Raw genomic sequence first — 26,370 nt, 5'->3', positions numbered from 1 at the left:
TTCTATTTTTTTTGACAATATCGAATCATAAAAGTATTATATTAAAAGAACAAAGGAGGTTGAGTAATGTCAAATTTAAATAAACAGAAAATTGTGGCAAGCGTCCCTCAGAAAGGATTTTTTGGCCATCCTAAGGGACTTTTCACACTTTTCTTTACTGAATTTTGGGAGCGTTTCTCCTACTATGGAATGAGAGCAATCCTAGTCTTTTATATGTATTATGAAGTTTCAAAAGGCGGCTTAGGTATTGAAGAAAACACCGCTCTTGCCATCATGTCGATTTATGGCTCATTAGTGTATATGTCCGGCATCATTGGCGGTTGGCTTGCAGACCGGGTATTCGGGACATCAAATGCTGTTTTTTATGGCGGAATCCTAATTATGCTAGGTCATATTGTACTAGCAGTACCTGGAAGTGTACCTATGTTTTTCGTCTCAATGGTTTTAATCGTTCTTGGGACAGGCTTACTAAAACCTAACGTTTCGAGCGTTGTCGGAGAAATATATAGTGAAGAAGACAATCGCCGTGATTCAGGCTTTAGTATTTTCTATATGGGTATTAACCTTGGCGGATTTTTAGCTCCATTAATTGTCGGTACAGTTGGAATGAGATACAATTTCCACCTGGGCTTCGGAATTGCCGCAGTTGGAATGTTCCTTGGATTATTAGTTTTTATCTTTACTAAGAAAAAAAATCTTGGTCTTGCAGGAACGTTAATTGCAAATCCAATGTCTCCATCTGAAAAGAAAAAGGTCTATACCATCATTGGATTAGGCGCTGCTATTATCGCAATTATTATTGCCATCACTATACCAGCAGGCATATTAACGATTAATAGTTTTATTGCTTTAGTCGGTATTTTAGGGATTTTGATCCCAACGATCTACTTTATCGTGATGTATAGAAGCCCTAAAACAACGGCAGTTGAACGTTCGCGAATTATTGCCTATATCCCATTGTTTATTGCTTCTGTCATGTTCTGGGCAATCCAAGAGCAAGGCTCAACTATTTTAGCAAACTATGCTGATAAACGAACACAATTAGACTTTGCTGGTATTCATATTTCTCCAGCATGGTTCCAATCACTGAACCCATTATTCATCATCATTTTGGCACCCGTTTTTGCATGGTTATGGGTAAAGCTTGGAAATCGCCAGCCTTCCATTCCTAAAAAATTCTCATTAGGTTTACTATTTGCTGGTTTGTCATTTCTCGTTATTCTGTTACCTGCCTATATTGGCGGGGAGGATGCATTAGTTCATCCTTTATGGCTTGTCCTAAGTTACTTTATTGTCGTCCTTGGTGAACTTTGCTTATCACCTGTCGGACTTTCTGCTACAACAAAATTAGCTCCTGCTGCATTCTCGGCACAAACAATGAGCTTATGGTTCCTATCAAATGCCGCTGCACAAGCGATTAATGCACAAATTGTTCGTTTCTATACACCTGAAACAGAAATGGTTTATTTCGGTACAATCGGAGGAGCTGCAATCGTTCTTAGTATCCTGCTTTTCTCCCTTTCACCAAAAATTCAAGGCTTTATGAAAGGTGTCCGTTAATTTAATCTTATCGATCCCCTAAGCAAGAAGTGCTGACTGCTGCACTTCTTACCAGGGGATTTTTTCACTTCAAGTAAAATGGTGCTTTATCACTCATCTACAAATTGGCCGAGAGCGTTTATAACAGGAAACGATTATATAACCTTAACTGAAAAGGTCAACAAACCTCAATATTAGGCTCTCTGACCCTTGTTTTTACCTACATGTCCTCCTGTTTATCCACTATTTCCTTCAGGACCACTGCTTGATTATGCTCCTGATCCTTTGCCGCATATAGCAAAGTAATGGTCTGGTTAGCGGCCATTTCTTGCAGCTCCTACACCAAGTCCTTTTTATCCTTACGTAATTCTTCTTTATATTTAACTTTGAATTCCCCAAACTTACTGGGTTCATGGTTAAACCATTTCCGCAACTGATTCGATGGGGGCAACATCCTTCATCCAATGATCGATGTTTATTTCCTGCTTTGAAAGTCCTCTTGGCCATATCCGATCGACTAGGACTCTGATGCCATCCCCTTTAGACGACTTTTCATAAGCACGCTTGATTTTTACCGGCATTTAACCCCCTCCTAGCTTTCATTCAGCATTATTATCTCATTATTAACCCAGGGATGAAAAATTTTCCCTGATTGACATTCACTTATAGGGGAGTATAATGGTATAACGTTAATATTTCGTACATCGAAATATTAACTAAGGTAAATGATTAACTGATCGGGTTAAAACATTTAACATATTTCATTCATAAAGATGAAAACATATTACAGAAAGAGAAAACTTGAAAAGATCGGTAAAAGGAGAGGAAATAAAGATGACCACTGAAGGAAGTGTATCCGACCAGAAAATAAAAAAAGGCGCCATTCTTACCGTTATGCTTTTAGGTTCATTTGTGGCGATTTTAAACCAAACATTAATGAATGTAGCCTTGCCGGAAATGATGGAAGACTTACATATATCCGCAAATACAGCGCAATGGCTGTCAACAGGTTATATGCTTGTTAATGGCGTATTAATCCCTGTTACCGCCTTTTTAATTGAACGTTTTACCACGAGACAGCTCTATTTAACAGCAATAGGATTGTTTTCAATTGGCACTTTCATCTGCGCGATTTCTCCTACTTTCACCATTCTTTTAATCGGGAGAGTTGTCCAGGCTGCAGGTGCGGGCATCCTTATGCCTTTATTAATGATGGTAATTTTAACGATCTTTCCTATTGCTAAACGAGGACAGGCAATGGGCCTAATTGGGCTTGCGATGACATTTGCACCTGCAATTGGTCCGACTCTTTCAGGCTGGATTGTGCAAAGTTATTCTTGGCGGGTCTTATTCTATATCGTTCTACCCATTGCGGTGATTGATTTCATCATCGCCATTCTTCTCTTAAAAAATGTCACAAAGCAAACGTATCCGAACATTGACATAGCTGGTATTGCCCTTTCTACATTAGGCTTTGGCGGCTTATTATATGGATTTAGCAGTGCCGGTAACTCAGGATGGGGAAGTATCGAAGTGATCACCTCGATACTAGTAGGAGTGATCGCATTAGCGTTATTTATTTGGCGGCAAATGACGGTTGATCATCCAATGCTGGAGTTCAGAGTATTTAAATATAATATGTTTACTCTTACGACGATCATTAATGTCATTATTACAATGGCAATGTTTGCAGGCATGATTCTGGTGCCGATTTATTTGCAAACAATCCGGGGCTTTACTCCTTTGGAATCAGGACTATTGCTGTTACCAGGCGCGATATTAATGGGGATTATGTCTCCGATTACAGGCTGGATATTTGATCGAGTTGGTGCACGCTGGCTTTCCGTCATCGGATTGGCCATTACCACCGTTACCACCTGGGAATTTAGTGAGCTAACAGACTCCACCACTTATACTTTTTTATTAGTTATTTACACAGCCAGAATGTTTGGCATGTCGCTGCTAATGATGCCGATTATGACGGCCGGACTTAATCAGCTTCCAAGACGATTAAACGCACACGGAACGGCAATGTCCAACACGTTTAAACAAGTTTCTGGAGCACTCGGTACCGCATTTCTTGTCACTGTCATGTCCAATCAAACGGAAAAGCATGTAACAGAACTCGCCGCTGCATCTGGTGTCACACCAGATGCCAAACAGCAAATGGCATTTATCGTAAAAGAAGCAACCATCCAAGGGATTAACGATGCCTTCGTCGTCGCTACTTGGTTATCGGTATTGGCCGTTGTTCTTGCATTTTTTATTAAAAGGGTAAATCCTGAAGAAGATGAGGGACAGGAAACAATCAAAAGACAAAAAGCAAAAACACATCAACTAGCTTTAAATGAACGATAAAGTGAGACTTCCATTATTATGGAAAGGGCTGTCTTAAAGGACGGCCTTTTCACATTTTACCTTGGTAACCTTTCGCACAAATACCTCCCATCCATGAATGAAGCAGGCAAAAATGGAGAATTTAATGGTAAAGGAGTGTGGGAAATTGGAGCAAACTTGGTTTTCATTACTGCCATTTCTTATTGTTATAGCTATGTCCATTTGGTTAAAGAAAATTTTGCCTGGTCTTGTTTTGGGACTTATCCTTGGTTCTTTACTGGTTACGTTTGATTTATTACATGGATTGCAACAAACAATAAAATACATTGTAAAGACATTATCAGACCCTACGAATATTAATATCATCGGATTTCTTTATCTTTTTGGCGGTCTCGTTGGCATGATGAAAATTTCTGGTGGAATGAAAGGTTTTTCTGAGTGGGTTGGCGCAAAAATTAAGTCACAGCGCGGTCTGCTAAGCCTTATTTGGCTGACACTGCCTTTTACCTTTATGATGCCGATGTTTCGGATTATGATGATTGGTCCCATTGTCCAATCCATCATGGAAAAAAGGAGATTATCAAAGAAAAAGGTTGGATTTGTTATGGATGTCTCCACCGCTTCAGTCATTGTACTCTTACCTGTTGCCACTGCATTTGTTGGCTTTATGGTATCGTTAGTGGAAGCAGGCGTTCAGGAGCATCAATTAGACATGTCCCCATATCACGTGTTTTTGCTTAGTATTCCGTTTAACTACTTTGCCATTAGTATGTTAGTAATTGGGCTCTTGAAAACATTTTTGCCATCTTCTAAAAAGAAAAAGAAACAAAACAATCATCAAGCTCAAAAAAACCTGGATCATGAACATGAAGCCCACCCCTATCACGGGATGGGGATAAAAGAGGAATTATCCATGGTAAAGGCTCAACCATGGAATTTAATCATTCCGCTTATTTTGCTCCTCGGCCTCTCTTTGTTTCTTTTATGGCAGGATGGCACTGCAAAAGGAGCGAAAACCATTTTCGAAGCTTTTTCAAAGGCGGATTCAACATTTATTATGCTATTAGCTATATTTATAACCCTTGTGTTAACATTCGTTTTTTACATATTCCGCAAGCAACCGTTAGACGAAATTCTCTATCATTTCTTTGATGGCGGAAATCAAATGATGCAGGCAATCATACTGCTTGTGCTTGTATGGTCACTAACATTAGCAGCGGAGGATCTTGGATTTACAACCTTTATTAGCGCAACCTTAGGGACATTTTTACCGGACTATGTCATCCCGGCCATCATTTTCCTTATTGGTTCGGCTGTCGGCTATTTTATCGGGTCTTCTTGGGGAACATGGGGATTGTTTATGCCATTGGGAATGACATTAGCAACTGCGACAGGAGCATCGATACCACTTACAGTAGGAGCAGTATTTGCCAGCGGCTCATTTGGTGCTTTAACCTCACCATTAGGGGACACAACAATTACGACCGCATCCATTCTCGAAATGCCGCTCGTCGATTATGCCAGGTATAAATTGAAAATTGCCTCCATAGGCTGTGCAATTGCCACGGTTTTATATCTTGTGACAGCCTTCTTTTTTATTTGAAATGGGAACATTCCAGATTATTTCCTGTGAAATAGTCAGCTTCATTTAAATATATCAATGTTACGAACAAAAGCGCAAGCGCCTCGTTCAGCCCCGAAAAGCATAAGACGATTTAGAATAGAAGGCGTTCTTTGCCTTCAATTCTAAATTGGCTTATGACCTCGAGGGGCTAGGCGCTGGAGCTGGATGTCAAAGCGCTATCCACAGTCCAAGAATTTTATAATTTCCTAAGCAATAACAAAAAGCGAAACAGCAGCGTTTCGCTTTTTTTGTTATTGATCTGGATAGGTTTCTTTTAAAAACTTTATGGATTGAAGAATAAGCTTCTTTAAGACTTCTATATCAACATCAGCCACTTTATTGATATACACACAGGCTTTTCCTGTTGTATGCTTCCCAAAATCCTTTAATAATTCGTCTCGCTCTGTGTCACCAGTTGCAAAATACAGGCTGATTTTTGCCTTCCTCGGCGAAAAGCCAACAAGTGGCGCATCACCTTCATGACCTGTTTTATATTTATAATGATATTTTCCAAAACCGATAATGCTTGGCCCCCACATCTTCGCTTCATAGCCGGACGTTTCTGTAAAAATATCCAATAATTTATAAGCATCCTCACGTTTCTTTGGACTTTCAACCTGTTCAATAAACTCAATGACACTGCTGTCTGTTTCTTTTGTTTTTAATTCATACATAAAGGTAACCTCACTTTCATTATTGTTACATTTTAACTATTCGATTTCCTTTATCATACCTCCTCCTATAGCAAGAATGGAAATTTTGCTATACACTTTATGTAAAGAAAGGAAAAGTGTGGTGAATTCCATTGTTTACATTGCTTTTGATTGAAGACGATGAAACATTGTTTAAAGAAATAAAAGATCGGTTAACAGGTTGGTCTTATGATGTGTATGGGATCACTGATTTTAGCAGAGTGCTTCAAGAATTTACAGCGATAAAGCCTGATTTAGTGATTATCGATATTCAGCTGCCAAAATTTGATGGTTTTCATTGGTGCCGGATGATTCGTTCTCATTCAAATGTTCCGATCATCTTTTTATCATCTCGTGACCATCCTACTGATATGGTCATGTCAATGCAGCTTGGGGCCGATGATTTTATCCAAAAGCCCTTTCATTTTGATGTATTAATTGCGAAGATTCAAGCGATTCTCCGCCGTGTTTATAATTACAATACTGAACCCATCTCTCTCAAAACCTGGCGCAGGGCAACGATCGATTTTGAAAAAAATCTTGTAACCAATGAGGGTGGCACCATTGAACTAACAAAAAATGAATTTTTCATTTTAAAGCAATTAATTGAACATAAAAATAAGATTGTTAGTCGTGAAGAATTAATTAAAAGCCTTTGGGATGATGAACGTTTCATCAGTGATAATACGTTAACAGTCAACTTAAACAGGCTGCGAAAAAAGCTGGATGAGATTGGCCTAGGACGTTTTATTGAAACAAAGGTTGGACAAGGCTATATTGCGACTGAAGAGGAAGAAGGATATGATTAAAAACTTCCTTATTGAACGGCGCAGCTGGATTTTGCTCTTCATCATCCAGCAGCTTGTGATTATTTTGGTCGCTTATCTCGACAATGCGATCCCATTCAAGCCCATACTCTATATCGTTTTTTTATCAATGATCATATTTATTCTCTTTTTGGTTGTCCGCTATCATAAAGAAACCAAGTTTTATAAAAGCTTAGAGGAATGGGAAAACAATCTTGATTTAACAAGCATCATTGAACCAGAACGTCCATTTGAAAAAATCATTGAGAAAAGCATGACCGATCAAACAAAGCGATTAAAACGGCTTGCTTCAGAAAACCAGCTAGTGTTAGAGATGGAAAAGGACGAACTTTTGGCTTGGATTCATGAGGTGAAAACACCATTAACAGCTATGTATTTAATTATTGAACGAATTGATGATAAACCGTTAAAATCTCAGTTAACCTATGAATGGCTGCGAATTCATTTGCTGCTCGATCAGCAGCTGCACCATAAGAGAATCTCATTTATAGAAAATGATTTATATGTAGAAACCATCAATCTAAAAGAATTGATTTTTAAAGAGCTTAAAACCTTACAATCGTGGTGCATTCGAAAAGGGATTGGCTTTGACATCCAGCTTGAAGTAACAGAGGTGCTAAGTGATGCCAAATGGCTTGCCTTTATGATCAGACAGCTATTGAGCAATTCTATTAAATATAGTGAAGCAAGTGATATTAATATTAAGAGCTATGAGGAGAATGACAGAGCGAAATTAGAAATTCAAGACTTTGGCCGAGGGATTGACCCAAAGGATTTACCGAGGATTTTTGATAAAGGCTTTACGTCAACGACAAACCATGCTGACAATGCTTCAACAGGTATGGGGCTTTATTTAACAAAAAAAGCTGCAGAGCCATTACTGATCCATATAGAGGTGCAATCAGAAATAGATGCTGGAACAACCTTTACGTTATCCTTTCCAAAGAAAAATGACTTTGTGAATATTGCAGGCATGTGACAAAATTGTCACATGCTTTTGTTTTTTTGTTCGCCCAATCAAAGGAAAAGGAATCCGATCCCTATTATGATAAAACTATCAAAGAAAAAGGAGTTAGTTGGGATGAATATTTTAGAAGCAACGAAAATTCATAAAAGCTACGGAAATAAATTTAATAAGCAAGAAGTATTGAAGGGAATCGATATCAGCATTAAAAAAGGAGAATTCGTCAGTATTATGGGAGCATCAGGCTCTGGTAAAACAACGTTGCTTAATGTTCTTTCCTCCATTGATCAGGTCAGTAACGGTACGATCAAAATTCAAGATATCGAAATGACAAAAATGAAGGAAAAGCAGCTGGCTGAATTTCGTAAACATCATTTAGGGTTTATCTTTCAAGAATACAATCTATTAGACACACTAACAGTGAAAGAAAACATCCTTTTACCATTATCCATTTCCAATACATCCAGGAAGGAAGCAAATCAAAAATTCCAAGAATTAGCTAAGGAACTGGGAATTTATGAGCTTCAAGATAAATATCCAAATGAAATTTCAGGCGGGCAGAAGCAGCGTACCTCTGCGGCTCGGGCATTTATTCATGAACCAAGTATCATTTTTGCCGATGAACCAACCGGTGCACTTGATTCAAAATCCGCTTCTGATTTATTAAACAAACTGAGTGAATTAAACCAAAAGCGCGAGGCTACGATCATTATGGTCACTCATGACCCGGTCGCTGCCAGCTATTGCAGCAGAGTCATTTTTATTAAGGATGGGCAAATTTATACTCAGCTTACGAAAGGAGCACAGGAAAGACAAAGCTTCTTTAAGGATATTATGAAAACCCAAGGTGTTTTAGGCGGTGTTCAATATGAACATTAATCAGCTTATCCTTCGTAACCTAAAAAAGAATTTAAAAAACTACTATCTTTACGTTTTTGCGTTAGTCTTTAGTGTTGCCCTGTATTTTGCCTTTGTCACCCTGCAATATGACCCGTCAATGGATGAAGTGGAAGGCTCAATTAAAGGGGCGGCAGCGATACGATCAGCATCCATTCTGCTTGTTGCGATTGTTGCCATCTTTCTTTTGTACGCCAATACGATTTTTATTAAAAGGCGCAGTAAAGAAATCGGCTTATTTCAATTAATCGGTATGACAAAAAATAAAATCTTTCGCATCCTAAGTGCTGAAAACCTAATTCTTTACTTCGGCTCTTTACTGATCGGGATTTTTGTCGGATTTTCTGTTTCAAAATTAATCATCATGATTTTATTTAAGATAACGGGTGTTGAGGCAATTGCGACTCTGCAATTCTCACAGCAAGCCCTTGTCCAAACCTTGATCGTTTTTTGTGTGATCTACTTGTTAATCATGATCATGAATTATCTATTCATCAAAAGACAAAGCATTTTAGCCTTATTTCGAGTGACCTCTTCAACAGAAGGCAAAGTTAAAAAGATGTCCGTGCTTGAAATTATCATTGGGGTCATCGGGTTGGCATTCATTATCTTAGGATATTTTGTTTCATCAAAGTTATTTGATGGTGACTTTACAACCATGAATGAATTATTCTTAGCCATGATCTTTATCCTTGGCTCCGTCATTATTGGAACCTATCTTTTCTATAAAGGTTCCGTTAGCTTTATTGCCAATGTGATACGAAAAAGCAAAGGCGGCTACTTAAACATTAATGAGGTATTATCCCTTTCATCGATTATGTTTCGCATGAAATCGAATGCCTTATTATTAACGATTATTACGACTGTATCAGCCCTGGCAATCGGTCTGCTATCGTTAAGCTATATTTCGTATTACTCAGCAGAAAAATCAGCCGAAAATAATGTCCCCTCCCATTTTGCCATGACAAATATGGAAGATGCAAAGCAATTTGAAGAGACATTAAAGAAGAATGAGATAGCCTACGATAAGAAGGTTATTGAGGTCATTCAGGCAAACATCGATGCAAGAAACATTTTGGATATCAATCTAAGTGAAGTAACATTTGACCCAAATATCATGACGCTCGCTGTCATAAGTGATCAATCTGTCCCAGATTTAGATCTGGCTGCAGAAGACACGGTTTTTTCCGGCTACAATGATTTGATGCAAAAATTTATGACCTTAAAAGATTCTGGCAAAATAATCATTAAAGGAGAAAATGGGGAAATTAAGCAAAACTATTTAGGGCTTAGAAAAGATTTTCTCCTTCCCTATACATTTACGGGTGGCGGGCTGCCTGTTGCCATTGTAGATGAAACCGTATTTGAACGCTTAAAAAAGGACATGGACCCGGAAATTCAAAAAGAAACCTTCCTATATATCGGTATAGACATTAAAAATGGAGACCAGCTTAAAAAGGCAAATGACTTATTTAAAGCTGCAAACTATGATGAAAACCATTCTTCACGCCTTAATATGAGTAATGATCAAAAGCAAAACATGGGACTGATCATGTTCATAGTCGCTTTCTTAGGGCTAACCTTCCTCATTACATCAGGCTGTATCCTTTATTTCAAACAAATGGATGAGAGTGAAGATGAAAAGGGAAATTATACGATTTTAAGAAAGCTAGGATTTACGCGCGGAGACCTGCTGAGAGGCATCCAAGCCAAACAAATTTACAGCTTTGGGATCCCATTAATAATCGGCCTCTTGCATAGTTATTTCGCCGTTCAATCCGGCTGGTTTTTATTCGGAACTGAGCTTTGGACACCGATGATTATTGTAATGGTCATCTACACAGGATTGTACTCTATCTTTGGTATCCTTTCCGTTCTTTACTATAAAAAAATGATTAAGGAAGCATTATAAACATGAACAGCAAAAAGCACCACATGTTGAAATGGTGCTTTTTGTTATCATAATTATGAATGTTCTCTTCTATAAAGATCCCGGCTCTTATACCCTGCCCCAAGTATACTTTTCATTTCCTCACGTCGTTTTTTCCTTGTTGCTTCTTGTTTCGCACTATATACATATCGGGCCCAGTCTTTCCGATAGCCCGGGGTTAAGGATTGATAGAAAGCAAGCAAGTCAGGCGTATCTTGCAAATCCTTTTCCACATCAGGAATCATCTCGATATAATCATCCACACATTGGCTTGCTTTTGTTGATGTCTTATTTTTGCTTTTCGAATCTTCCTTTAAGCCAACAACGGTAAAAACATCATCCAGCCCGACCATTCGGGCAAATTTAATTGAGCTCGTGCCAATAAACCCGCTCTCATCAACACCTAGGCTGGGAAATAAATCATCGCGGTGAATATAGGTCGGGTATACCTTATTCCCCTTTTTAGGATAGGCCAAAAAAAGATAACCGTTTTTATTTAAAAAGTTCTTTTCAATCACCTTGTATACGAGGTCTTTTAGAGACTCCATATCCAATACAAAAGCAAATATCAGATCATATCCGCTCCCAGCAAGCTCAGTATCATAACCTTCTAACTTTGCTAAATATTCCGCACCCTCCGGCAAATTTAAAACCGCTGCCTTTTTATATTTTTGCAAGTTTAGTTTTTCAACGATTGATTTTGCCATGTTTACCCACCTGTTAAAAGTAATCTTTTTCCCTTAGTTTAAGTTGTTTCCTATTGGTTAGCAAGTTGAAACCAGACAAATAATACAGCACGAGCAAAAAGCTCATTCTAATGAATGATAGGAGTTCCTTCTTATTTTTCCATTAGTCTGAACTTTTTAGTCATATCATTGTATTACTTTTCCATTAACTAATATGAGACTTCAATTAAATGATTGACTGATTTTCATAGCCGCCGCAATATTTCTTGCGGTTTTTTCCATATATTCTGCAGCATGTTCAAATGCATCAGAAAGTGATACGATACCTGGAACAATGCTAAAAAGAGCATCAATTCCATATTCATGCACGGCATCACTGTCTTTAGATACTGAACCGGCAAGACCAATCACAGGGACACCATATTTTTTTGCTGCTTTAGCTACACCAATAGGAGTTTTTCCATATACCGTTTGACCATCAATCCGACCTTCCCCTGTAATGACAAGATCTGCATCCTTAACGACTTCATCAAAATTTACAGCATGAAGGACAATATCAATTCCTCTTTTTAGATCTGCATGTAGGAAAGCTAGCAAGCTGGCTCCAAGACCTCCTGCCGCACCGGCACCCTCTAAATCGCGAAATGGTTTGCCAATACTTCTTTCTGCGACATCAGCAAAGTGGGATAGGTTTTTATCAAGCAAATCGATCATTTCAGGTGTGGCCCCTTTTTGGGGGCCAAAAATGGCTGAAGCGCCTCTTGAGCCAGTTAACGGGTTGTCCACATCACAGGCTACGTCAATTTGAACGTCTTTTAATCTAGCGTCAAGACCGGTTACATCAATTGTCATGATTTTCGAGAGAGCGCCGCCTCCTGGACCAATATCGTTTCCTCTGTCATCCAGCAGTCTGCCACCCAATGCCTGAACCATTCCGGCCCCCCCATCATTTGTGGCGCTCCCGCCAATTCCAATGATTAAATGCTTTACTCCTAAATCTAATGCAGCTGCTATTAGTTCTCCCGTTCCTCTTGTCGAAGTGACTAATGGATTTCTGTTTTCAAGAGGAACAAGATGCAACCCTGAGGCAGCAGCCATTTCGATCACAGCTGTTTTTCCATCTCCCATTAATCCAAAGAATGCATGAACTGGTTCACCAAGCGGGCCGGTGACAATTCGCTCCACCATCTTGCCGTTTGTAGCATCTACTAAAGACTGAACGGTTCCTTCACCGCCATCCGCCATCGGCATTTTATAGTATATAGCATTCGGAAAAATCGTTTTGAAGCCTTTCTCGATTGCATTGGCTGCCTCTAGTGCCGATAAGCTTTCTTTAAAAGAGTCAGGGGCAATGACAATTTTCATATTTTTGATCTCCCTTTCTATAAGAGATTTGCAACATCCGCAAAATACTTCATTTGTTATACGTTAATCGTAAACGTTTGCTATCATTATTGCATTGTAAATGGTGACAAAATAGCAGAATAATAAATTGTATAAATTGTGCATAAGCACAAATTAGCAAATATCATGAAATAGCTTTGCTGTATACAATTCCATCAAGTCCCGTATATTCCGCGGGTCCTTCTTAGTCAATTCAGTTATTTTTTCAAGCCGGTATCTTAAGGTATTCCGGTGAATAAACAGGCTTTCAGCAATTTTGTTTAATTCCCCATTCTCTCTTATGTATGCTTCCAAGGTTTGGACCAGGTCTCCCTTCTTCCCCTTATCAAGCAGCTTTTCGTAAAAGGAGTAGGTGTGTTTGTCCTGCTCATCCAGCGCCGTTTTTACCAGCATTGCTTCTAACCGATAATCCTCGTAATGATAGAAACTGGCGTCTGGCTGAAGTTTACTCCCAACCAGGATTGCTCTTTTAGCCTGGTCAAATGAAGTTTTTAATTCTTTTATCCTATCGACAGGACGCCCGGCCCCAATAAGGAGATCTCCATCCAATACTTTTTGCAACCGCTTTAAGAATTGGCTTAGCTCCCTTTTTGTTTTTTCTGTTGATGCCTTTAAAATAATGATTTCATTAGTTAACGTGACACCGATTAAATCTGTTTTGTCCAGTTCATATTGAATTGTCCTTATTATTTTTTGACCATAGTTTTCTAAACGATCCAATGGTTTTATTACAATCACGCTTCTAGGCTGTTCTAAATCAATTCCTAGAAACCCGGCACGCTCTATAATCCACGCTTCGTTTAAACCCTCTTCTGAAACTAGCTGATTCACAATCTCGCTCTGCATTCTTTGCTTCCATTGAAACCTCTCAAATAAAAAGGATTGCTCTAATACAAGTTCTGCAGCCATTTTTACGAGCTGAGCATAATTCTTGATTTTCTCAGGCTCTCCTGTTATCCCTATAACTCCAACAATTTGGTTACCGAAGCGTATCGGCATATTAATTCCCGGCTTTGTCGCCTTCATTTCGGTTGCCTTAGACTGATCAATTTCAATACTTTCTCCGTTTTTTAGAACGAGAAGAGCACCATCATGAAGCTGATTTATCCTCTCCCTTTCACCTGACCCTAGGATAATCCCCTTATCATTCATTACATTTATATTCGTCTTTAATATTTTCATCGTCCGCTCAACAATTTCCTGAGCCAGGTCGTAGGTTAAAAAATGCATCCTTTTTCGCCATCCTTCCTGCTTCATTTCTTCTAATGTACCATAGTGCAAATGAACAATAAATGAAATAGATGACAAGAACAATGCTTCTATTCTTCACCTTTCTTTATCCTTCTTTTTTCAACAGCATGTTTTTGCAAAAATAAGCCATTCTAAAAATAGCAGGAAAAAACATGATAGCTATGGCCTGCATTTTATATGTTTTAAGTAACCAATCATTTGGATGCACTTAAAATGACGAGAAATGCACCAATATAGGAAAGGAGCGCAATCATTGAAACTATACCATGTAAGAAAAGGACAATTTGTCTATTATCATAATGAGCTGCACAGGGTATACGGGGTAAAGCCGCTCTATAAACAATCCGTACATTTAATTAGGCTGAGGGATTTAACACAGAATTTAACTACCGCAGCGAATGTAGAAAAATACAAACCGCAGCAACTTGACTGCTTTACTTACAATCATAAGATTTATACGCTCAGAAAAGATCGAAATGCTGAGCCGGGGGACTATATCTTAATTACCAACCCAACTCCCGATTCTTTGGATCATTATTCATTAAATGAAATTGAAGTTGTTGAAACCGTTGATCATAAAGGGGTCATCACAAGTAATTCAAACGGGATCAAGCACAATGAGTATTTATTAATGGTTCCAGGCCGAAGCCACAACAGCCGTCAGATCGACTATCTCGAAGTAGAAAATATGGCAGCTGAAGACTTAACAAACCTTGGTACCACTGCGTTAAATCAAATGGCCACTGAACCGCTGCCAATTTTAGGAGATGTCTATAAAACAAATGAAAACGGAGTACTCATTGAAGCGATGGTGGTCGCTATACAAGGACAAACGGTATTCCTAGGAAACGGTTTAGAGGTGCCGCAGGAAGAGCTGATGAACACAGAAAAGTGGACATTTCTATATAACCTCAATGAAAAGTAAATTTATGTTTGAGAGGAAGCTCATACCGTTTTTATTCAATACGAGGAGGTTTTCATGAATATATTAAAAGAAAACAGCGTTTTTACCATCTCACTTTTACTTACTCTCATCTTTATTATTTGGGGAGTCTTTTTTACAGACAATTTAGCGAAGGTAACTGACCTGATTTACAATGGTTCAATTGATTATCTTGGCTGGGTTTATCTTGGAGCCACATTATTTTTTGTCATCTTCTCGATCTACTTAATGTTTTCTAAATACGGCAATATTCGACTTGGTAGAAAAACAGATAAGCCTGATTTTAATACCGCTTCTTGGCTCGCGATGCTGTTCGGTGCTGGAATGGGAATTGGAATTGTGTATTGGAGTGTTGCTGAACCTGTAACCCACTACACAGACCCTCCTGTTGGTAAAGGCTTCACGGTTGATGCTGCCAATACTGCAATGAAATATACATTTTTCCATTGGGGTCTTGATCCTTGGGCCATATATACCGTTATTGGTTTGGCACTCGCCTTTTTTCAATATAACAAAAGGCTGCCTGCTGCCATCAGTTCAGCGTTTCATCCGATATTGGGAGATCGGATTTACGGGCCAATTGGAAAAACCATTGATGTGCTGTCAATCTTTGCGACGGTCTTTGGTATAGCAACCTCTTTAGGACTTGGCGCCATGCAGGTAACTGCAGGGATGCACGATATCTTTGCCGTTCCAAATACATTAGTGATTCAATTGGTCGTCATTGCTGTTGCCACCGTTCTGTTTATTATCTCCATCAACACAGGCTTAGAAAAAGGGATTCAATATTTATCAAATTCAGCTATGATCTTATCATTTGCTCTCATGCTGCTTATTTTAATCGTCGGCCCAACGATGACAATTATTAAAGTGCTCTTCAATACAACTGGTATTTATATCAGTGATTTTATCCACATGAGCTTAAGGCTAAAGCCCTTTGGCGAGGGAGAATGGATTGCCTCATGGACGTTATTCTATTGGGCTTGGTGGATTGCTTGGGCTCCATTTGTCGGCATGTTTATTGCCCGGGTTTCAAAAGGAAGAACGATTCGGGAGTTTGTCATTGGTGTATTAATCGTTCCAACTCTCGGAACTTTTGCCTGGATGTCCATATTTGGCGGCTCGGCGCTTGATATTGTTCAGAGCATAGGAAACAATGATTTGGCAAACTATATTAAAGACAATGTCTCATTATCAATCTTTATATTTTTTGATTATTTGCCGCTTACTTCCCTATTAAGCATTTTAGGCTTTGCCGTCGTAGCGATTTATTATATAACTGTTGCCGACACCTCTACCTTTGTTCTAGGTATGCTTAGTGAAGGCGGTACATTGAACCCTTCGAACAAAATTAAAGTGACATGGGGCGTCATTCAGTCTGCCCTTGCGGCTGTATTACTGTTAGCAGGCGGATTAAACGTATTGCAAACTGCGTCCATCGCAGCAGCCCTCCCCTTTGCTATTATCATGGTGATCATGAGTTATTCATTACTAAGAGGGTTAAAAAATGAAGTTCATCTGCAAAGAAGCGGTAACCGGGGAGCTAAGCAATCTTAAAAGGTACTAAAAATCACCCCAACAGCGTTGTTCATCGGGGTGATTTTTTAATTTCACACCTATTAGCAGCACGACGTAGATTTTGTCGAATTTTGATGTTTTTTATATTTTGATTCATAAAAGGGCTTGCAAAAATATGAATCTCATATATAATACTTGTATACAAGTATACTTGAATTTAAATTGAGTAGGTGAATATATGACTGATTCAAAGGAATATCTTTACCCTGCAAAATGGCTTTCAAAAGCTTCTGCTGGCACTCGTGTTACTTCAGAGCTTAGAATGCGGATTATTTCAGGCATGATTGAAAGCGGCACCATTCTATCTGAAAATAAATTAGCTGCAGATTTTGCTGTAAGTCGCTCACCCGTTCGTGAAGCGCTAAAAATACTTGCATCCGAAAACATGATTCGTTTAGAAAGAATGGGTGCAGTCGTCATTGGTTTAACAGAAAAAGAAGTAGAAGAAATTTATGATGTACGTTTACTAATTGAAACATTTGTATTTGAACGGCTCGTCAAAATGGATATTAGTGAATTAGTAATGGAACTTAGCAAAATCCTTGAAATGATGAAGGTCGCAATAAAATACCAGGATGCTGATGAATTTGCTTATCAAGATGTCCTATTCCATGAAACGATTATTAAAGCGATTAATCATTCTTATATCCAAATGATTTGGGATAATTTAAAACCCGTCATGGAGAGCTTCATTCTTTTATCCATGCGTGTCCGTTTTAAAGAAAAGTACGAAGATTTTACCCGAATTTTGCAAAACCACGAGCTTTATATTGAAGCAATCAAAACCAAGGACCGGACACTTATGGTTAAGTCCTTGCACGAAAACTTTGATGATGTTCAAGGGAAAGTAGAAGACCTATGGATGTCTCAACAAATGCGATCTAAAGGAGTAGAGCAAGAAAATGAGTAGCTATATGTTAGGTATAGACATTGGCACGACAAGCACGAAAGCGGTCTTATTTACAAAAAAGGGTGAAGTCATCCAAACCGAAAATATAGGGTATCCCCTCTATACACCGGATATCTCCACAGCTGAGCAAGATCCAGAGGAAATATTTCAAGCTGTATTGAAAGCCATTTCAAATCTAACGAGAAATCATCCAGAAAAAAAGCCTTCGTTTCTTTCATTTAGCAGTGCCATGCATAGTGTCATTGTTATGGATGAGAATGATCAACCACTGACACCATGTATCACTTGGGCTGATAACCGCAGTGAAGCATGGGCTCATAAAATAAAGAATGAACTAAATGGACATGAAATCTACAAGCGTACAGGAACACCGATTCATCCGATGTCCCCATTAACCAAAATTGCTTGGATTGTGAATGAACGTCCTGAAATTGCTGACAAAGCAAAAAAATACATTGGCATTAAAGAATATATTTTCCATCGATTTTTTAACCAATATGTAGTCGATCATTCCCTCGCATCAGCCATGGGCATGATGAATCTTAAAACATTGGATTGGGATGAAGAAGCGTTAAAGATTGCAGGTGTAACCCCAGATCATTTATCTGAGCTTGTTCCGACAACAAAGGCCTTTAGCAACTGTGATCCGGATTTAGCACGTCAAATTGAGATCGATTCCACAACCCCATTTGTCATCGGTGCAAGTGATGGAGTACTTTCTAATCTCGGTGTAAACGCTATAAAAAAAGGTGAAATTGCGATCACTATTGGGACAAGCGGTGCGATTCGCACCATTATTGACCAGCCGCAAACAGATGAAAAAGGAAGAATATTTTGTTATGCCCTAACAGACAAACACTGGGTCATTGGCGGACCGGTAAACAATGGCGGGATGGTCCTTCGTTGGATAAGGGATGAATTTGCTTCTTCAGAAATAGAAACAGCAAAAAGACTTGGCATCGACCCGTACGAGGTCTTAACAAAGATTGCTGAACGTGTACGACCTGGAGCTGATGGATTAATTTTTCATCCATACTTAGCCGGTGAACGCGCTCCTCTATGGAATCCAGATGTACGCGGTTCATTTTTCGGATTAACGATGTCACATAAAAAGGAACATATGATTCGCGCTGCACTAGAGGGAGTCATTTACAATTTATACACCGTGTTTCTAGCTTTAACCGAATGCATGGACGGACCTGTAACACGAATTCAAGCAACTGGGGGCTTCGCAAGGTCTGATGTTTGGCGGCAAATGATGTCCGATATTTTTGAATCAGAAGTAGTTGTTCCAGAAAGCTATGAAAGTTCATGTCTAGGTGCATGTATTTTAGGCCTTTATGCAACTGGAAAAATTGATTCCTTTGAGGTTGTATCAGACATGGTTGGCAGCACTTACAAACACACGCCTAAAGAAGAAGCGGCAAAAGAATACAGGGAGCTTCTGCCAATCTTTATTAACCTTTCAAGAGTACTAACAGAAGATTATTCACGCATTGCAAAATATCAAAGAAGTTTAATCAACCCAACCAGATAAATATTAGGAGGAATAACGATGCCTTTAGTTATTGTCGCAATAGGAATCATAGCCTTACTGATTTTGATCATGGGCTTAAAATTAAATACATTTATTTCGTTAATTATTGTCTCATTTGGGGTAGCTTTAGCCCTTGGTATGCCGCTGGAGGAAATTGTAAAAACAATTGAAGCCGGATTAGGCGGGACACTTGGTCATTTAGCTTTAATCTTTGGACTTGGAGCTATGCTGGGCAAGTTAATCGCAGATGCTGGCGGTGCGCAACGGATTGCGATGACCCTTGTTAACAAATTTGGAGAAAAAAATATTCAATGGGCTGTTGTTGCATCTTCATTCATTATTGGGATCGCATTATTTTTCGAAGTAGGATTAGTATTGTTAATTCCAATCGTATTTGCTATTTCAAAAGAATTAAGAATTTCAATCTTGTATCTTGGAATTCCCATGGTTGCTGCTTTATCCGTAACCCATGGCTTCCTGCCGCCTCACCCAGGGCCAACTGTTATTGCTGGTGAATTTGGCGCAAACCTTGGTGAAGTTTTACTTTATGGATTTATTATTGCGGTTCCTACCGTTATTTTAGCTGGACCTATCTTTACAAAGCTTGCTAAAAAGCTTGTACCTGAATCATTTACAAAAACAGGAAGTATTGCCTCATTAGGCGAACAAAAAGTATTTAAGCTTGAAGACACACCAGGCTTTGGCGTCAGCGTATTTACAGCGATGCTTCCTGTTATTTTAATGTCAATTGCGACGATTATTACGTTGCTTCAAAAAACATTAGGAATTGAGGATAATAGTTTCCTAGCGGTCATTCGCTTTATTGGTGATGCATCAACTTCTATGTTAATTTCCTTATTAGTTGCCGTCTATACGATGGGATTAGCAAGAAAAATTCCAATAAAAGATGTAATGGAATCTTGTACACAAGCGATCTTGCATATTGGAATGATGCTGTTAATTATCGGAGGAGGCGGCGCCTTCAAGCAAGTATTAATTGATGGCGGTGTTGGTGACTATGTGGCTGAGTTATTCAAGGAAACAACATTATCGCCCATCCTGCTAGCTTGGATCATCGCAGCGATCTTACGTATCGCTTTAGGCTCTGCCACTGTTGCCGCTTTAACGACTGCTGGCTTGGTGATTCCAATGTTAGGACAATCTGACGCAAACCTGGCTTTAGTCGTCCTTGCAACAGGAGCAGGAAGCTTAATTGCTTCCCATGTAAACGATGCCGGCTTCTGGATGTTTAAAGAATACTTTGGCTTAAGCATGAAAGAAACCTTTGCAACATGGACATTGCTTGAAACGATTATTTCAGTAGCTGGATTATTGTTTATCCTACTACTAAGTTTGTTTGTATAAGCAACAATACCAATCTAGGCAGTAAATCCACTACCGATTAAGTAAAGGATTTACTGCCTATTAATCTGAATTCAAAGGAGTAGAATCAATCATGAATACAATTGGTGTTATCGGTTTAGGAGTAATGGGCAGTAACATCGCGTTAAATATGGCTAGTAAAGGTGAACAAGTGGCCGTCTATAATTACACAAGAGATTTAACCGATAAGCTGATGGAAAAAAGCTCAAATCATTCACTCGATCCATACTACGAGATTCAAGATTTTGTCCAGTCCTTAAAAACACCGAGAAAGATCTTTCTTATGGTGACAGCCGGGAAACCGATCGACTCGGTGATCAGTTTATTAGTCCCCTTTCTAGAGGCTGGAGATATTATTATGGACGGCGGCAACTCCCATTACGAGGATACGGAACGCAGATATGATGAATTAAAAGCGAAAGGAATCCATTATTTAGGAATTGGAATTTCCGGAGGTGAAGTCGGTGCTTTAAAAGGACCATCGATTATGCCTGGCGGAGATAAAGATGCCTATGAAAAAGCAGCACCAATTCTGACAAAAATAGCTGCACAGGTTGACTATACTCCTTGCTGTGTGTATATCGGTCCAAAAGGTGCCGGCCATTTTGTCAAAATGGTCCATAACGGCATCGAATATGCGGATATGCAATTAATCGCAGAAGCTTATACTTTTTTAAGAGAAAGATTGCAATTACCTGTTGATGAAATTGCTGAGATCTTTGAATCTTGGAATCAAGGCGAACTAAAAAGCTATTTAATTCAAATTACGGCAGAAATTTTAAAGAAAAAAGATGACATAACTGGCCTGCCATTGATCGATGTTATTCTTGATAAGGTAGGTCAAAAAGGAACAGGAAAATGGACGAGCATTCAAGCAATTAATCATGGCATCCCCTCTTCGATCATTACCGAATCATTGTTTGCCCGTTACATTTCCTCTTTAAAAGACGAACGAGTGTATGCCGAAACCACCTTAGCTGGTCCTGAGATAAATCAGGAGAGCTTAGATAAAGAGGTGTGGATAGAGTACATTAAACAAGCTTTATACATGGGGAAAGTCTGTGCCTATACGCAAGGATTTACGCAATACAAAATGTCTTCCGAGCTTTACGGCTGGAATTTACCTTTAAAAGATATTGCCCTTATTTTCCGCGGCGGCTGCATCATTCGCGCAGAATTTTTAAATGTAATAAGCGAAGCGTTCCAGAAAGACACAAATTTGAATAATTTGTTAACCGCTCCTTATTTTGCAGAAAAGGCTAAAGCCTATCAAACGGGCTTACGAAAAGTTGTTAGCGAGGGCATCAATTCCGGTATTTCGCTTCCATGCTTAAGTTCTTCCCTCACTTATTACGATAGCTACCGGACAGGAAAATCAAATGCAAACTTACTGCAAGCACAACGTGATTATTTTGGTGCCCATACGTATGAGAGAAATGATATGGAAGGTGTTTTCCATACAAATTGGCAATAAATCGTCATGTAAAACGATCGTGTAGAAATCATTTAGTAATGAAGAGGCAGTCCAAAGGGTTGAAACCCTTTTGGAACTGCCTCTTTTTGAATCCTTATTTAGTTGGAACCGTTCAATTAAGTCCCTGTATTATCCAGATTATATAAAACGATATTACAATTTTTATTTTGGTGGTATTTCACAGCTGCCATCCGTACATATGGCTCCGTTCGCTCCATCTGAGGATAGTTCCTGGAATTTAGGTTTTGGGTTTTCTTCTTCCCACACCTTTTGAAGCGCGCCAACAAAGGTTTCAAGTGGTTGTGCGCCTGAAATGGCATATTTTTGATTAATGATAAAGTAAGGAACACCAGAAATCCCATACTGCCCTGCAATTTCTTCATCGATTCGAACATCATTTGCATATGCTGTTTTATCTTTAAGAACTTCTAAAACTTCTTGTCGCTTTAACCCTGAAGCTTCAGCAATATCTGCAAGTGTTTCTATATCACTAATATTTTTAGATTCTGTGAAGTATGCATAAAGCAGATTTTCTGTCATTGCCTTTTCTCTGTTATGTTCTTTTGCAAACTTTGACAAACGATGGGCATCAAACGTGTTCGTCGGCTTCATCTCCTCAAAATGAAATGTTAAACCGACACTAGCTGCATGTTGACCTAATTGTACGTTATTCCGTTTAGCTTGTTCAACGCTCATCCCATACTTTGCTGCGATTACTTCGTGAATGCTTTTTCCAGAATACAATGGTGCATTTGGATCTAATTCAAAACTTTTAAATTCAACTTCAACTTCATTTTTATGTGGAAATTGTTCTAAAGCCAATTCTAATCTTCTTTTCCCTATATAACAAAATGGACAGACAAAATCAGACCATACTTCAATTTTCATTGTTACACCTCTTTCCTTTAGGTATCAACCATTGTAGCATGAACATGAAAAAGCTCAAAAATACATGCTCAAAGAGGCATATCCTTTTTCAAGATAATAAAGTCACAAAAGCTATCTTAACAAAAAAAGTATAAGGAAGCGTATCCAATTGAAAGAGCCCTTCTCACTCCCTTTGGTACTGAGAAGGGCTCTTTGCTATTCTCCGTAATGTCAATTCATCATCAATATCTCCCGAATATCCTCTTCCGTAAGAGTGGCATTAGCTTTTTCATCTGAATCGATTATTTCTTCTATCAACTGTCGCTTTTTATCTTGCAGTTCGCTCATTTTTTCTTCGATTGTTCCACGTGTAACAAGCTTAATCACCTGAACGACATTTAGCTGTCCGATCCGGTGAGCGCGGTCAGCTGCTTGTTCCTCGACTGCTGGATTCCACCATGTGTCATATAAAATAACAGTATCAGCTCCAGTCAGATTAAGACCTGTCCCCCCTGCTTTTAAGGAAATGAGAAAGAGGTCACGTTCCCCTGCATTAAACCGATGGCAAATATCCACTCGTTCCTCTGATGGAGTTTGTCCATCAAGGTAAAAATAAGGTAATCCTTGATTGGTTAATTCTCTCCCGATTAGATTCAGCATTTTTGTAAACTGGGAAAAAATTAACACCCTTCTGCCGACAGACCTTGACTCCTCAATGATCTGTTTTAACTGTTCAAATTTAGCTGACCTGCCTTTATAGCCATCAACAAACAAGGCTGGATGACAACAAATTTGTCGCAGCCGAGTTAAACCGGCAAGAATTTTGATTCGATTTTTTCGAATGGTATCCTTGTCTAAATGCTTCAATGTTTTGTGTCTTAGTTTCGCTAAATAAGCTGTATATAACTTCTTTTGCTCTGGATATAGCTCTACTGCTTCCAGCGATTCACTTTTCTTAGGAAGCTCTGAAAGGACATCCTCTTTTACCCTGCGAAGCATAAATGGACGGGCCCTCCGAGCGATCTTTTTCTTTGTAAGCTTACTATACTCCTTCAACCCTAAGAATAGTTCTGGAAAAACAACATGGAAAATCGCCCACAGCTCCTCATGTGAATTCTCTATTGGTGTACCAGTAAGGGCGAAGCGATGTTTTGCTTGGATCTTCTTTACTGCTCTCACTGTTTGTGTGATAGGATTTTTAAATGCCTGTGCCTCGTCAAAAAACACTGTGTGAAACGATTGCTTTTCAAACCACTTTATATCCTTCCGCAACAACGTATAAGAAGTTATGACAATGTCTATCCCCTTCAGGTCTTTATATTGTTTAGCCCGTTCATCTTTGTTGCCATCAACAACTGCCGCTTGTATGTCAGGAGAAAACTTTTTAATTTCGCCTAGCCAGTTATATGTTAAAGATGAAGGGCAAACAATTAGTACCTGGTGTTTCTGTTGGCGGATATCAGTAAGCTCTGACACAATGAACGCAATGCTTTGCAGTGTCTTCCCTAATCCCATATCATCGGCAAGAATTCCCCCAAATCCGTAATTGGCTATTGTTTTCATCCATCTAAAGCCTTGTTTTTGGTACTCTCGTAATATGGTTTCTAAGCTTTTTGGTACCGTAAACGTCAATTTGTCTGGATTTTGGAGTGATTCCAGGAACTGGTGAAAGGATGCTTCGAAAGAAAATACCTGATCATCTGCAGAATCAAGAAGCTGAAAGCCACGTGTAATCGGTACCTGTAAACCAGCTTCCAGGTCTTCATTCTGTATAGGAGCCGCCTGCAAAAACCGTTGAATTTCTGCAAATTCCCGTGACTCCAATGACAACAATGATCCATTTCGCAATCGGTAATATTTCCGTTTTTCCTCTAAAGCCGCTAAAACATCACGTATTTGCTGATCGGGTATGCCATCCATTTCAAACTTGAATTCCAGCCAGTTGGTCCGCTCTTTTTTTATCCTTACTCTGATTTTCGGCTGATGGTTTCCCTTGATTACACGGTTCCTCACTGCTGTTGTTGCATAAACCTGCACAAGCTTTTGTAGCTTTGGAAGATGGTGATACAAAAACATATATTCAAGCTCTTCATTATGCAAAAAATATCCGCCCTCAGTTTCAGCAAACGAACTCTTCTCCATCCATTCTAAAATGGCCTCTTCCTTTTCTATATCCCTTATAAAGAAGGTTCCTGTCCTGATTTCACGACTCTCAGAAGGATTGATCACAATATTTCCATAGTGAAACTCCAAACCTGCTAGAAGGCGATTTTTCACACGGTCTAAGTATAATTTGGCAATTAAAGGCGTCTTTTCAAAATGCTTGGATAGTTCCCCAGATAAATGGAAGCTGCCTAATCTTTTCAATCCGGGAATTACTTTTTCTATAAAATAGTTGAGCTGGTTTTGAGCAATTGGAATTTGATTCGTTCCAGAAGCATCAAGCAGCTGCTTCAAATCAGACAGATAGTTGCAGTCCTCCCTTCTTAACTGAATCACTTTTCCATCATAAAGAGCAGCGCTATATGGTTTTAAAAGAATGAACTGCTCCATCCCTTCAATCCTTAGCTGATAGCTCTTTCCCTCTGGATTTGAAAAATAAAACGCTAAAGGGAGATGTTCATCAGATTGTTGGAGGCCATGAAACGTTTTCTGGCCATATTCCAGCTTTACGAAAGGAGCCAGTTTCATGTGTCGTAAAAATCGTTCCCAGGAAGACGGCGGAACAACTAACATATGATTGCTGGTTGTTATTTCAGGGGTTTCCGGTAATTCACCAATATATATTCTTTCATCATGGCTCACTTGGATGAGCTGCTGTATCACATCATTTGTTTCCTTTTGAAAGCAATGAAGATCTGGATCGTACGTTAAGGTGGCCGATAGTTGACAAGGATCTCCTTCTCTTACATGCTTTAGAAAATCACGAATATGTTTTATCTTGATATCGCCAATCGACATTTCTACGGCAAGCATGTATTGTCCATTTCTTACTGTGACGGGTTTACATGCAAACCCTAAATCAAGAACTTGCCGATTTTCAAAATGTAGCTGGCTGCCGCTAGATCGAGAAGGACGATTATTGAAAATAGTCATGAGCCCTTCTGCCAGTTCTTGATTTGTTGAGGATTGAGCAGGAGCTCCATGATGTTGCTTTCCATAAATCGCTAGTAAAACGGCCGCAATATGCTGACAATCATTTTTAAACGAAGCTAACGTAGGACAGCTGCATTCCGTCAAAATCTTTCCATTAGACTCCTTACTAATCGTGACATGGAAATCCTCTGTTCCTTTAACGATTGCTTCACACCGATTGGAAGTGGAACTTTTAAATATTACTTTATTAGCTCGATAAAAAGAGTCCCCTCGTTTCAAGGAGACAGTACCGCACATTTCTTCAATTATTTTATGATTTAATTCAATCTCCAAATGTCTCGCCTACTTCTACCTAAAATATCGCTTTTCAAGGCTAGATATGAAATCCATCTAAATCTTATTATCCTGATTATACCATAAGGCTAATAAAC

General features: G+C 39.0%; 20 protein-coding genes and 1 pseudogene. 13 read left to right on the top strand and 8 right to left on the bottom strand.

Annotation, left to right across the window (positions count from 1 at the left end):
• Nucleotides 1-66: 66 nt before the first annotated feature.
• Nucleotides 67-1,560, top strand: a complete 1,494-nt coding sequence (locus tag Q1B07_RS06955) for a peptide MFS transporter (protein ID WP_299089718.1) — start codon at nucleotides 67-69, stop codon at nucleotides 1,558-1,560.
• A gap of 199 nt (nucleotides 1,561-1,759) precedes the next feature.
• Here Q1B07_RS06955 and Q1B07_RS27030 read toward each other — a convergent pair.
• Both Q1B07_RS27030 and Q1B07_RS27025 read right to left on the bottom strand, forming a co-directional pair.
• Nucleotides 1,760-1,993, bottom strand: a pseudogene (locus Q1B07_RS27030) (DUF488 family protein).
• Nucleotides 1,956-2,120: a DUF488 family protein gene (locus Q1B07_RS27025; protein ID WP_366945153.1), complete on the bottom strand. Its 165-nt coding sequence runs from the start codon at nucleotides 2,118-2,120 to the stop codon at nucleotides 1,956-1,958. Before Q1B07_RS27025 ends, Q1B07_RS27030 begins: the two are co-directional and overlap by 38 nt.
• Nucleotides 2,121-2,373: 253 nt before the next feature.
• On the opposite strand from Q1B07_RS27025, the gene Q1B07_RS06945 reads away from it, so the two are divergent.
• Together Q1B07_RS06945 and Q1B07_RS06940 are read left to right on the top strand one after the other, a co-directional pair.
• A complete protein-coding gene (locus Q1B07_RS06945; protein WP_299089721.1) occupies nucleotides 2,374-3,897 on the top strand; it encodes a DHA2 family efflux MFS transporter permease subunit in 1,524 nt (507 codons plus the stop codon).
• A gap of 145 nt (nucleotides 3,898-4,042) precedes the next feature.
• Complete coding sequence (locus Q1B07_RS06940; protein ID WP_299089849.1) at nucleotides 4,043-5,479, top strand: Na+/H+ antiporter NhaC family protein; 1,437 nt, start codon at nucleotides 4,043-4,045, stop codon at nucleotides 5,477-5,479.
• 272 nt (nucleotides 5,480-5,751) lie between these two features.
• Here Q1B07_RS06940 and Q1B07_RS06935 read toward each other — a convergent pair whose 3' ends face one another.
• The gene (locus Q1B07_RS06935; RefSeq protein WP_299089723.1) at nucleotides 5,752-6,174 is read right to left on the bottom strand and encodes a DUF1801 domain-containing protein; all 423 of its coding nucleotides are present in this window, start codon (nucleotides 6,172-6,174) and stop codon (nucleotides 5,752-5,754) included.
• Nucleotides 6,175-6,305: 131 nt separating this feature from the next.
• On the opposite strand from Q1B07_RS06935, the gene Q1B07_RS06930 reads away from it, so the two are divergent.
• The 4 genes from Q1B07_RS06930 (at nucleotide 6,306) to Q1B07_RS06915 (ending at nucleotide 10,792) form a co-directional block, all read left to right on the top strand.
• A complete protein-coding gene (locus tag Q1B07_RS06930; protein WP_299089725.1) occupies nucleotides 6,306-7,001 on the top strand; it encodes a response regulator transcription factor in 696 nt (231 codons plus the stop codon).
• The gene (locus Q1B07_RS06925; RefSeq protein WP_299089727.1) at nucleotides 6,994-7,998 is read left to right on the top strand and encodes a sensor histidine kinase; all 1,005 of its coding nucleotides are present in this window, start codon (nucleotides 6,994-6,996) and stop codon (nucleotides 7,996-7,998) included. The genes Q1B07_RS06930 and Q1B07_RS06925 overlap by 8 nt, the downstream gene beginning before the upstream one ends.
• Nucleotides 7,999-8,100: 102 nt before the next feature.
• The gene (locus Q1B07_RS06920) at nucleotides 8,101-8,862 is read left to right on the top strand and encodes an ABC transporter ATP-binding protein (RefSeq protein ID WP_299089731.1); all 762 of its coding nucleotides are present in this window, start codon (nucleotides 8,101-8,103) and stop codon (nucleotides 8,860-8,862) included.
• Complete coding sequence (locus Q1B07_RS06915; RefSeq protein WP_299089734.1) at nucleotides 8,852-10,792, top strand: ABC transporter permease; 1,941 nt, start codon at nucleotides 8,852-8,854, stop codon at nucleotides 10,790-10,792. Before Q1B07_RS06920 ends, Q1B07_RS06915 begins: the two co-directional genes overlap by 11 nt.
• Nucleotides 10,793-10,845: 53 nt before the next feature.
• On the opposite strand, the gene Q1B07_RS06910 is transcribed toward Q1B07_RS06915, so the two are convergent.
• The 3 genes from Q1B07_RS06910 to Q1B07_RS06900 all read right to left on the bottom strand — a co-directional run bounded on the left by Q1B07_RS06910 (nucleotide 10,846) and on the right by Q1B07_RS06900 (nucleotide 14,208).
• Nucleotides 10,846-11,517, bottom strand: a complete 672-nt coding sequence (locus tag Q1B07_RS06910) for a YdeI/OmpD-associated family protein (RefSeq protein WP_299089737.1) — start codon at nucleotides 11,515-11,517, stop codon at nucleotides 10,846-10,848.
• 201 nt (nucleotides 11,518-11,718) lie between these two features.
• A complete protein-coding gene (locus Q1B07_RS06905; RefSeq protein WP_299089738.1) occupies nucleotides 11,719-12,861 on the bottom strand; it encodes a glycerate kinase in 1,143 nt (380 codons plus the stop codon).
• Between the two features lie 153 nt (nucleotides 12,862-13,014).
• Nucleotides 13,015-14,208, bottom strand: a complete 1,194-nt coding sequence (locus tag Q1B07_RS06900; protein WP_299089739.1) for a sugar diacid recognition domain-containing protein — start codon at nucleotides 14,206-14,208, stop codon at nucleotides 13,015-13,017.
• Nucleotides 14,209-14,404: 196 nt separating this feature from the next.
• Between Q1B07_RS06900 and Q1B07_RS06895 the strand changes: the two genes are divergently transcribed.
• The 6 genes from Q1B07_RS06895 (at nucleotide 14,405) to gnd (ending at nucleotide 21,976) form a co-directional block, all read left to right on the top strand.
• The gene (locus Q1B07_RS06895; RefSeq protein ID WP_299089740.1) at nucleotides 14,405-15,076 is read left to right on the top strand and encodes a hypothetical protein; all 672 of its coding nucleotides are present in this window, start codon (nucleotides 14,405-14,407) and stop codon (nucleotides 15,074-15,076) included.
• Between the two features lie 54 nt (nucleotides 15,077-15,130).
• Nucleotides 15,131-16,651: a BCCT family transporter gene (locus Q1B07_RS06890; protein WP_299089742.1), complete on the top strand. Its 1,521-nt coding sequence runs from the start codon at nucleotides 15,131-15,133 to the stop codon at nucleotides 16,649-16,651.
• Between the two features lie 199 nt (nucleotides 16,652-16,850).
• Entirely contained in the window at nucleotides 16,851-17,582 is a 732-nt protein-coding gene (locus Q1B07_RS06885; RefSeq protein WP_299089743.1) for a GntR family transcriptional regulator, read from the top strand.
• On the top strand, nucleotides 17,575-19,119 hold the full coding sequence (gene gntK, locus Q1B07_RS06880; RefSeq protein ID WP_299089745.1) for a gluconokinase: 1,545 nt from the start codon (nucleotides 17,575-17,577) through the stop codon (nucleotides 19,117-19,119). Before Q1B07_RS06885 ends, gntK begins: the two co-directional genes overlap by 8 nt.
• Before the next feature lie 18 nt (nucleotides 19,120-19,137).
• Entirely contained in the window at nucleotides 19,138-20,484 is a 1,347-nt protein-coding gene (locus tag Q1B07_RS06875; protein WP_299089747.1) for a GntP family permease, read from the top strand.
• Nucleotides 20,485-20,572: 88 nt separating this feature from the next.
• The gene (gene gnd, locus Q1B07_RS06870) at nucleotides 20,573-21,976 is read left to right on the top strand and encodes a decarboxylating NADP(+)-dependent phosphogluconate dehydrogenase (protein WP_299089850.1); all 1,404 of its coding nucleotides are present in this window, start codon (nucleotides 20,573-20,575) and stop codon (nucleotides 21,974-21,976) included.
• 162 nt (nucleotides 21,977-22,138) lie between these two features.
• On the opposite strand, the gene Q1B07_RS06865 is transcribed toward gnd, so the two are convergent.
• Nucleotides 22,139-22,864, bottom strand: a complete 726-nt coding sequence (locus tag Q1B07_RS06865) for a DsbA family oxidoreductase (RefSeq protein ID WP_299089749.1) — start codon at nucleotides 22,862-22,864, stop codon at nucleotides 22,139-22,141.
• Nucleotides 22,865-23,074: 210 nt separating this feature from the next.
• Nucleotides 23,075-26,272, bottom strand: coding sequence for a DEAD/DEAH box helicase (locus tag Q1B07_RS06860; RefSeq protein ID WP_299089751.1), 3,198 nt, complete (start codon nucleotides 26,270-26,272; stop codon nucleotides 23,075-23,077).
• Between the last annotated feature and the right edge of the window lie 98 nt (nucleotides 26,273-26,370).

Source organism: uncultured Metabacillus sp. (genome assembly GCF_947503125.1).
Classification (GTDB): Bacteria; Bacillota; Bacilli; order Bacillales; family Bacillaceae; genus Metabacillus.
Note: the sequence above shows the minus strand (reverse complement) of the source record. Positions and strands in the feature narration are given on the sequence as shown.

Excerpts from the sequence above, each read along its gene's own strand:
- Q1B07_RS06955 (WP_299089718.1), top strand. The coding sequence starts at position 67 with ATGTCAAATTTAAATAAACAGAAAATTGTGGCAAGCGTCCCTCAGAAA.
- Q1B07_RS27025 (WP_366945153.1), bottom strand. The coding sequence starts at position 2,120 with ATGCCGGTAAAAATCAAGCGTGCTTATGAAAAGTCGTCTAAAGGGGAT.
- Q1B07_RS06945 (WP_299089721.1), top strand. The coding sequence starts at position 2,374 with ATGACCACTGAAGGAAGTGTATCCGACCAGAAAATAAAAAAAGGCGCC.
- Q1B07_RS06935 (WP_299089723.1), bottom strand. The coding sequence starts at position 6,174 with ATGTATGAATTAAAAACAAAAGAAACAGACAGCAGTGTCATTGAGTTT.
- Q1B07_RS06925 (WP_299089727.1), top strand. The coding sequence starts at position 6,994 with ATGATTAAAAACTTCCTTATTGAACGGCGCAGCTGGATTTTGCTCTTC.
- Q1B07_RS06920 (WP_299089731.1), top strand. The coding sequence starts at position 8,101 with ATGAATATTTTAGAAGCAACGAAAATTCATAAAAGCTACGGAAATAAA.
- Q1B07_RS06915 (WP_299089734.1), top strand. The coding sequence starts at position 8,852 with ATGAACATTAATCAGCTTATCCTTCGTAACCTAAAAAAGAATTTAAAA.
- Q1B07_RS06910 (WP_299089737.1), bottom strand. The coding sequence starts at position 11,517 with ATGGCAAAATCAATCGTTGAAAAACTAAACTTGCAAAAATATAAAAAG.
- Q1B07_RS06905 (WP_299089738.1), bottom strand. The coding sequence starts at position 12,861 with ATGAAAATTGTCATTGCCCCTGACTCTTTTAAAGAAAGCTTATCGGCA.
- Q1B07_RS06890 (WP_299089742.1), top strand. The coding sequence starts at position 15,131 with ATGAATATATTAAAAGAAAACAGCGTTTTTACCATCTCACTTTTACTT.
- Q1B07_RS06885 (WP_299089743.1), top strand. The coding sequence starts at position 16,851 with ATGACTGATTCAAAGGAATATCTTTACCCTGCAAAATGGCTTTCAAAA.
- gntK (WP_299089745.1), top strand. The coding sequence starts at position 17,575 with ATGAGTAGCTATATGTTAGGTATAGACATTGGCACGACAAGCACGAAA.
- Q1B07_RS06875 (WP_299089747.1), top strand. The coding sequence starts at position 19,138 with ATGCCTTTAGTTATTGTCGCAATAGGAATCATAGCCTTACTGATTTTG.
- Q1B07_RS06865 (WP_299089749.1), bottom strand. The coding sequence starts at position 22,864 with ATGAAAATTGAAGTATGGTCTGATTTTGTCTGTCCATTTTGTTATATA.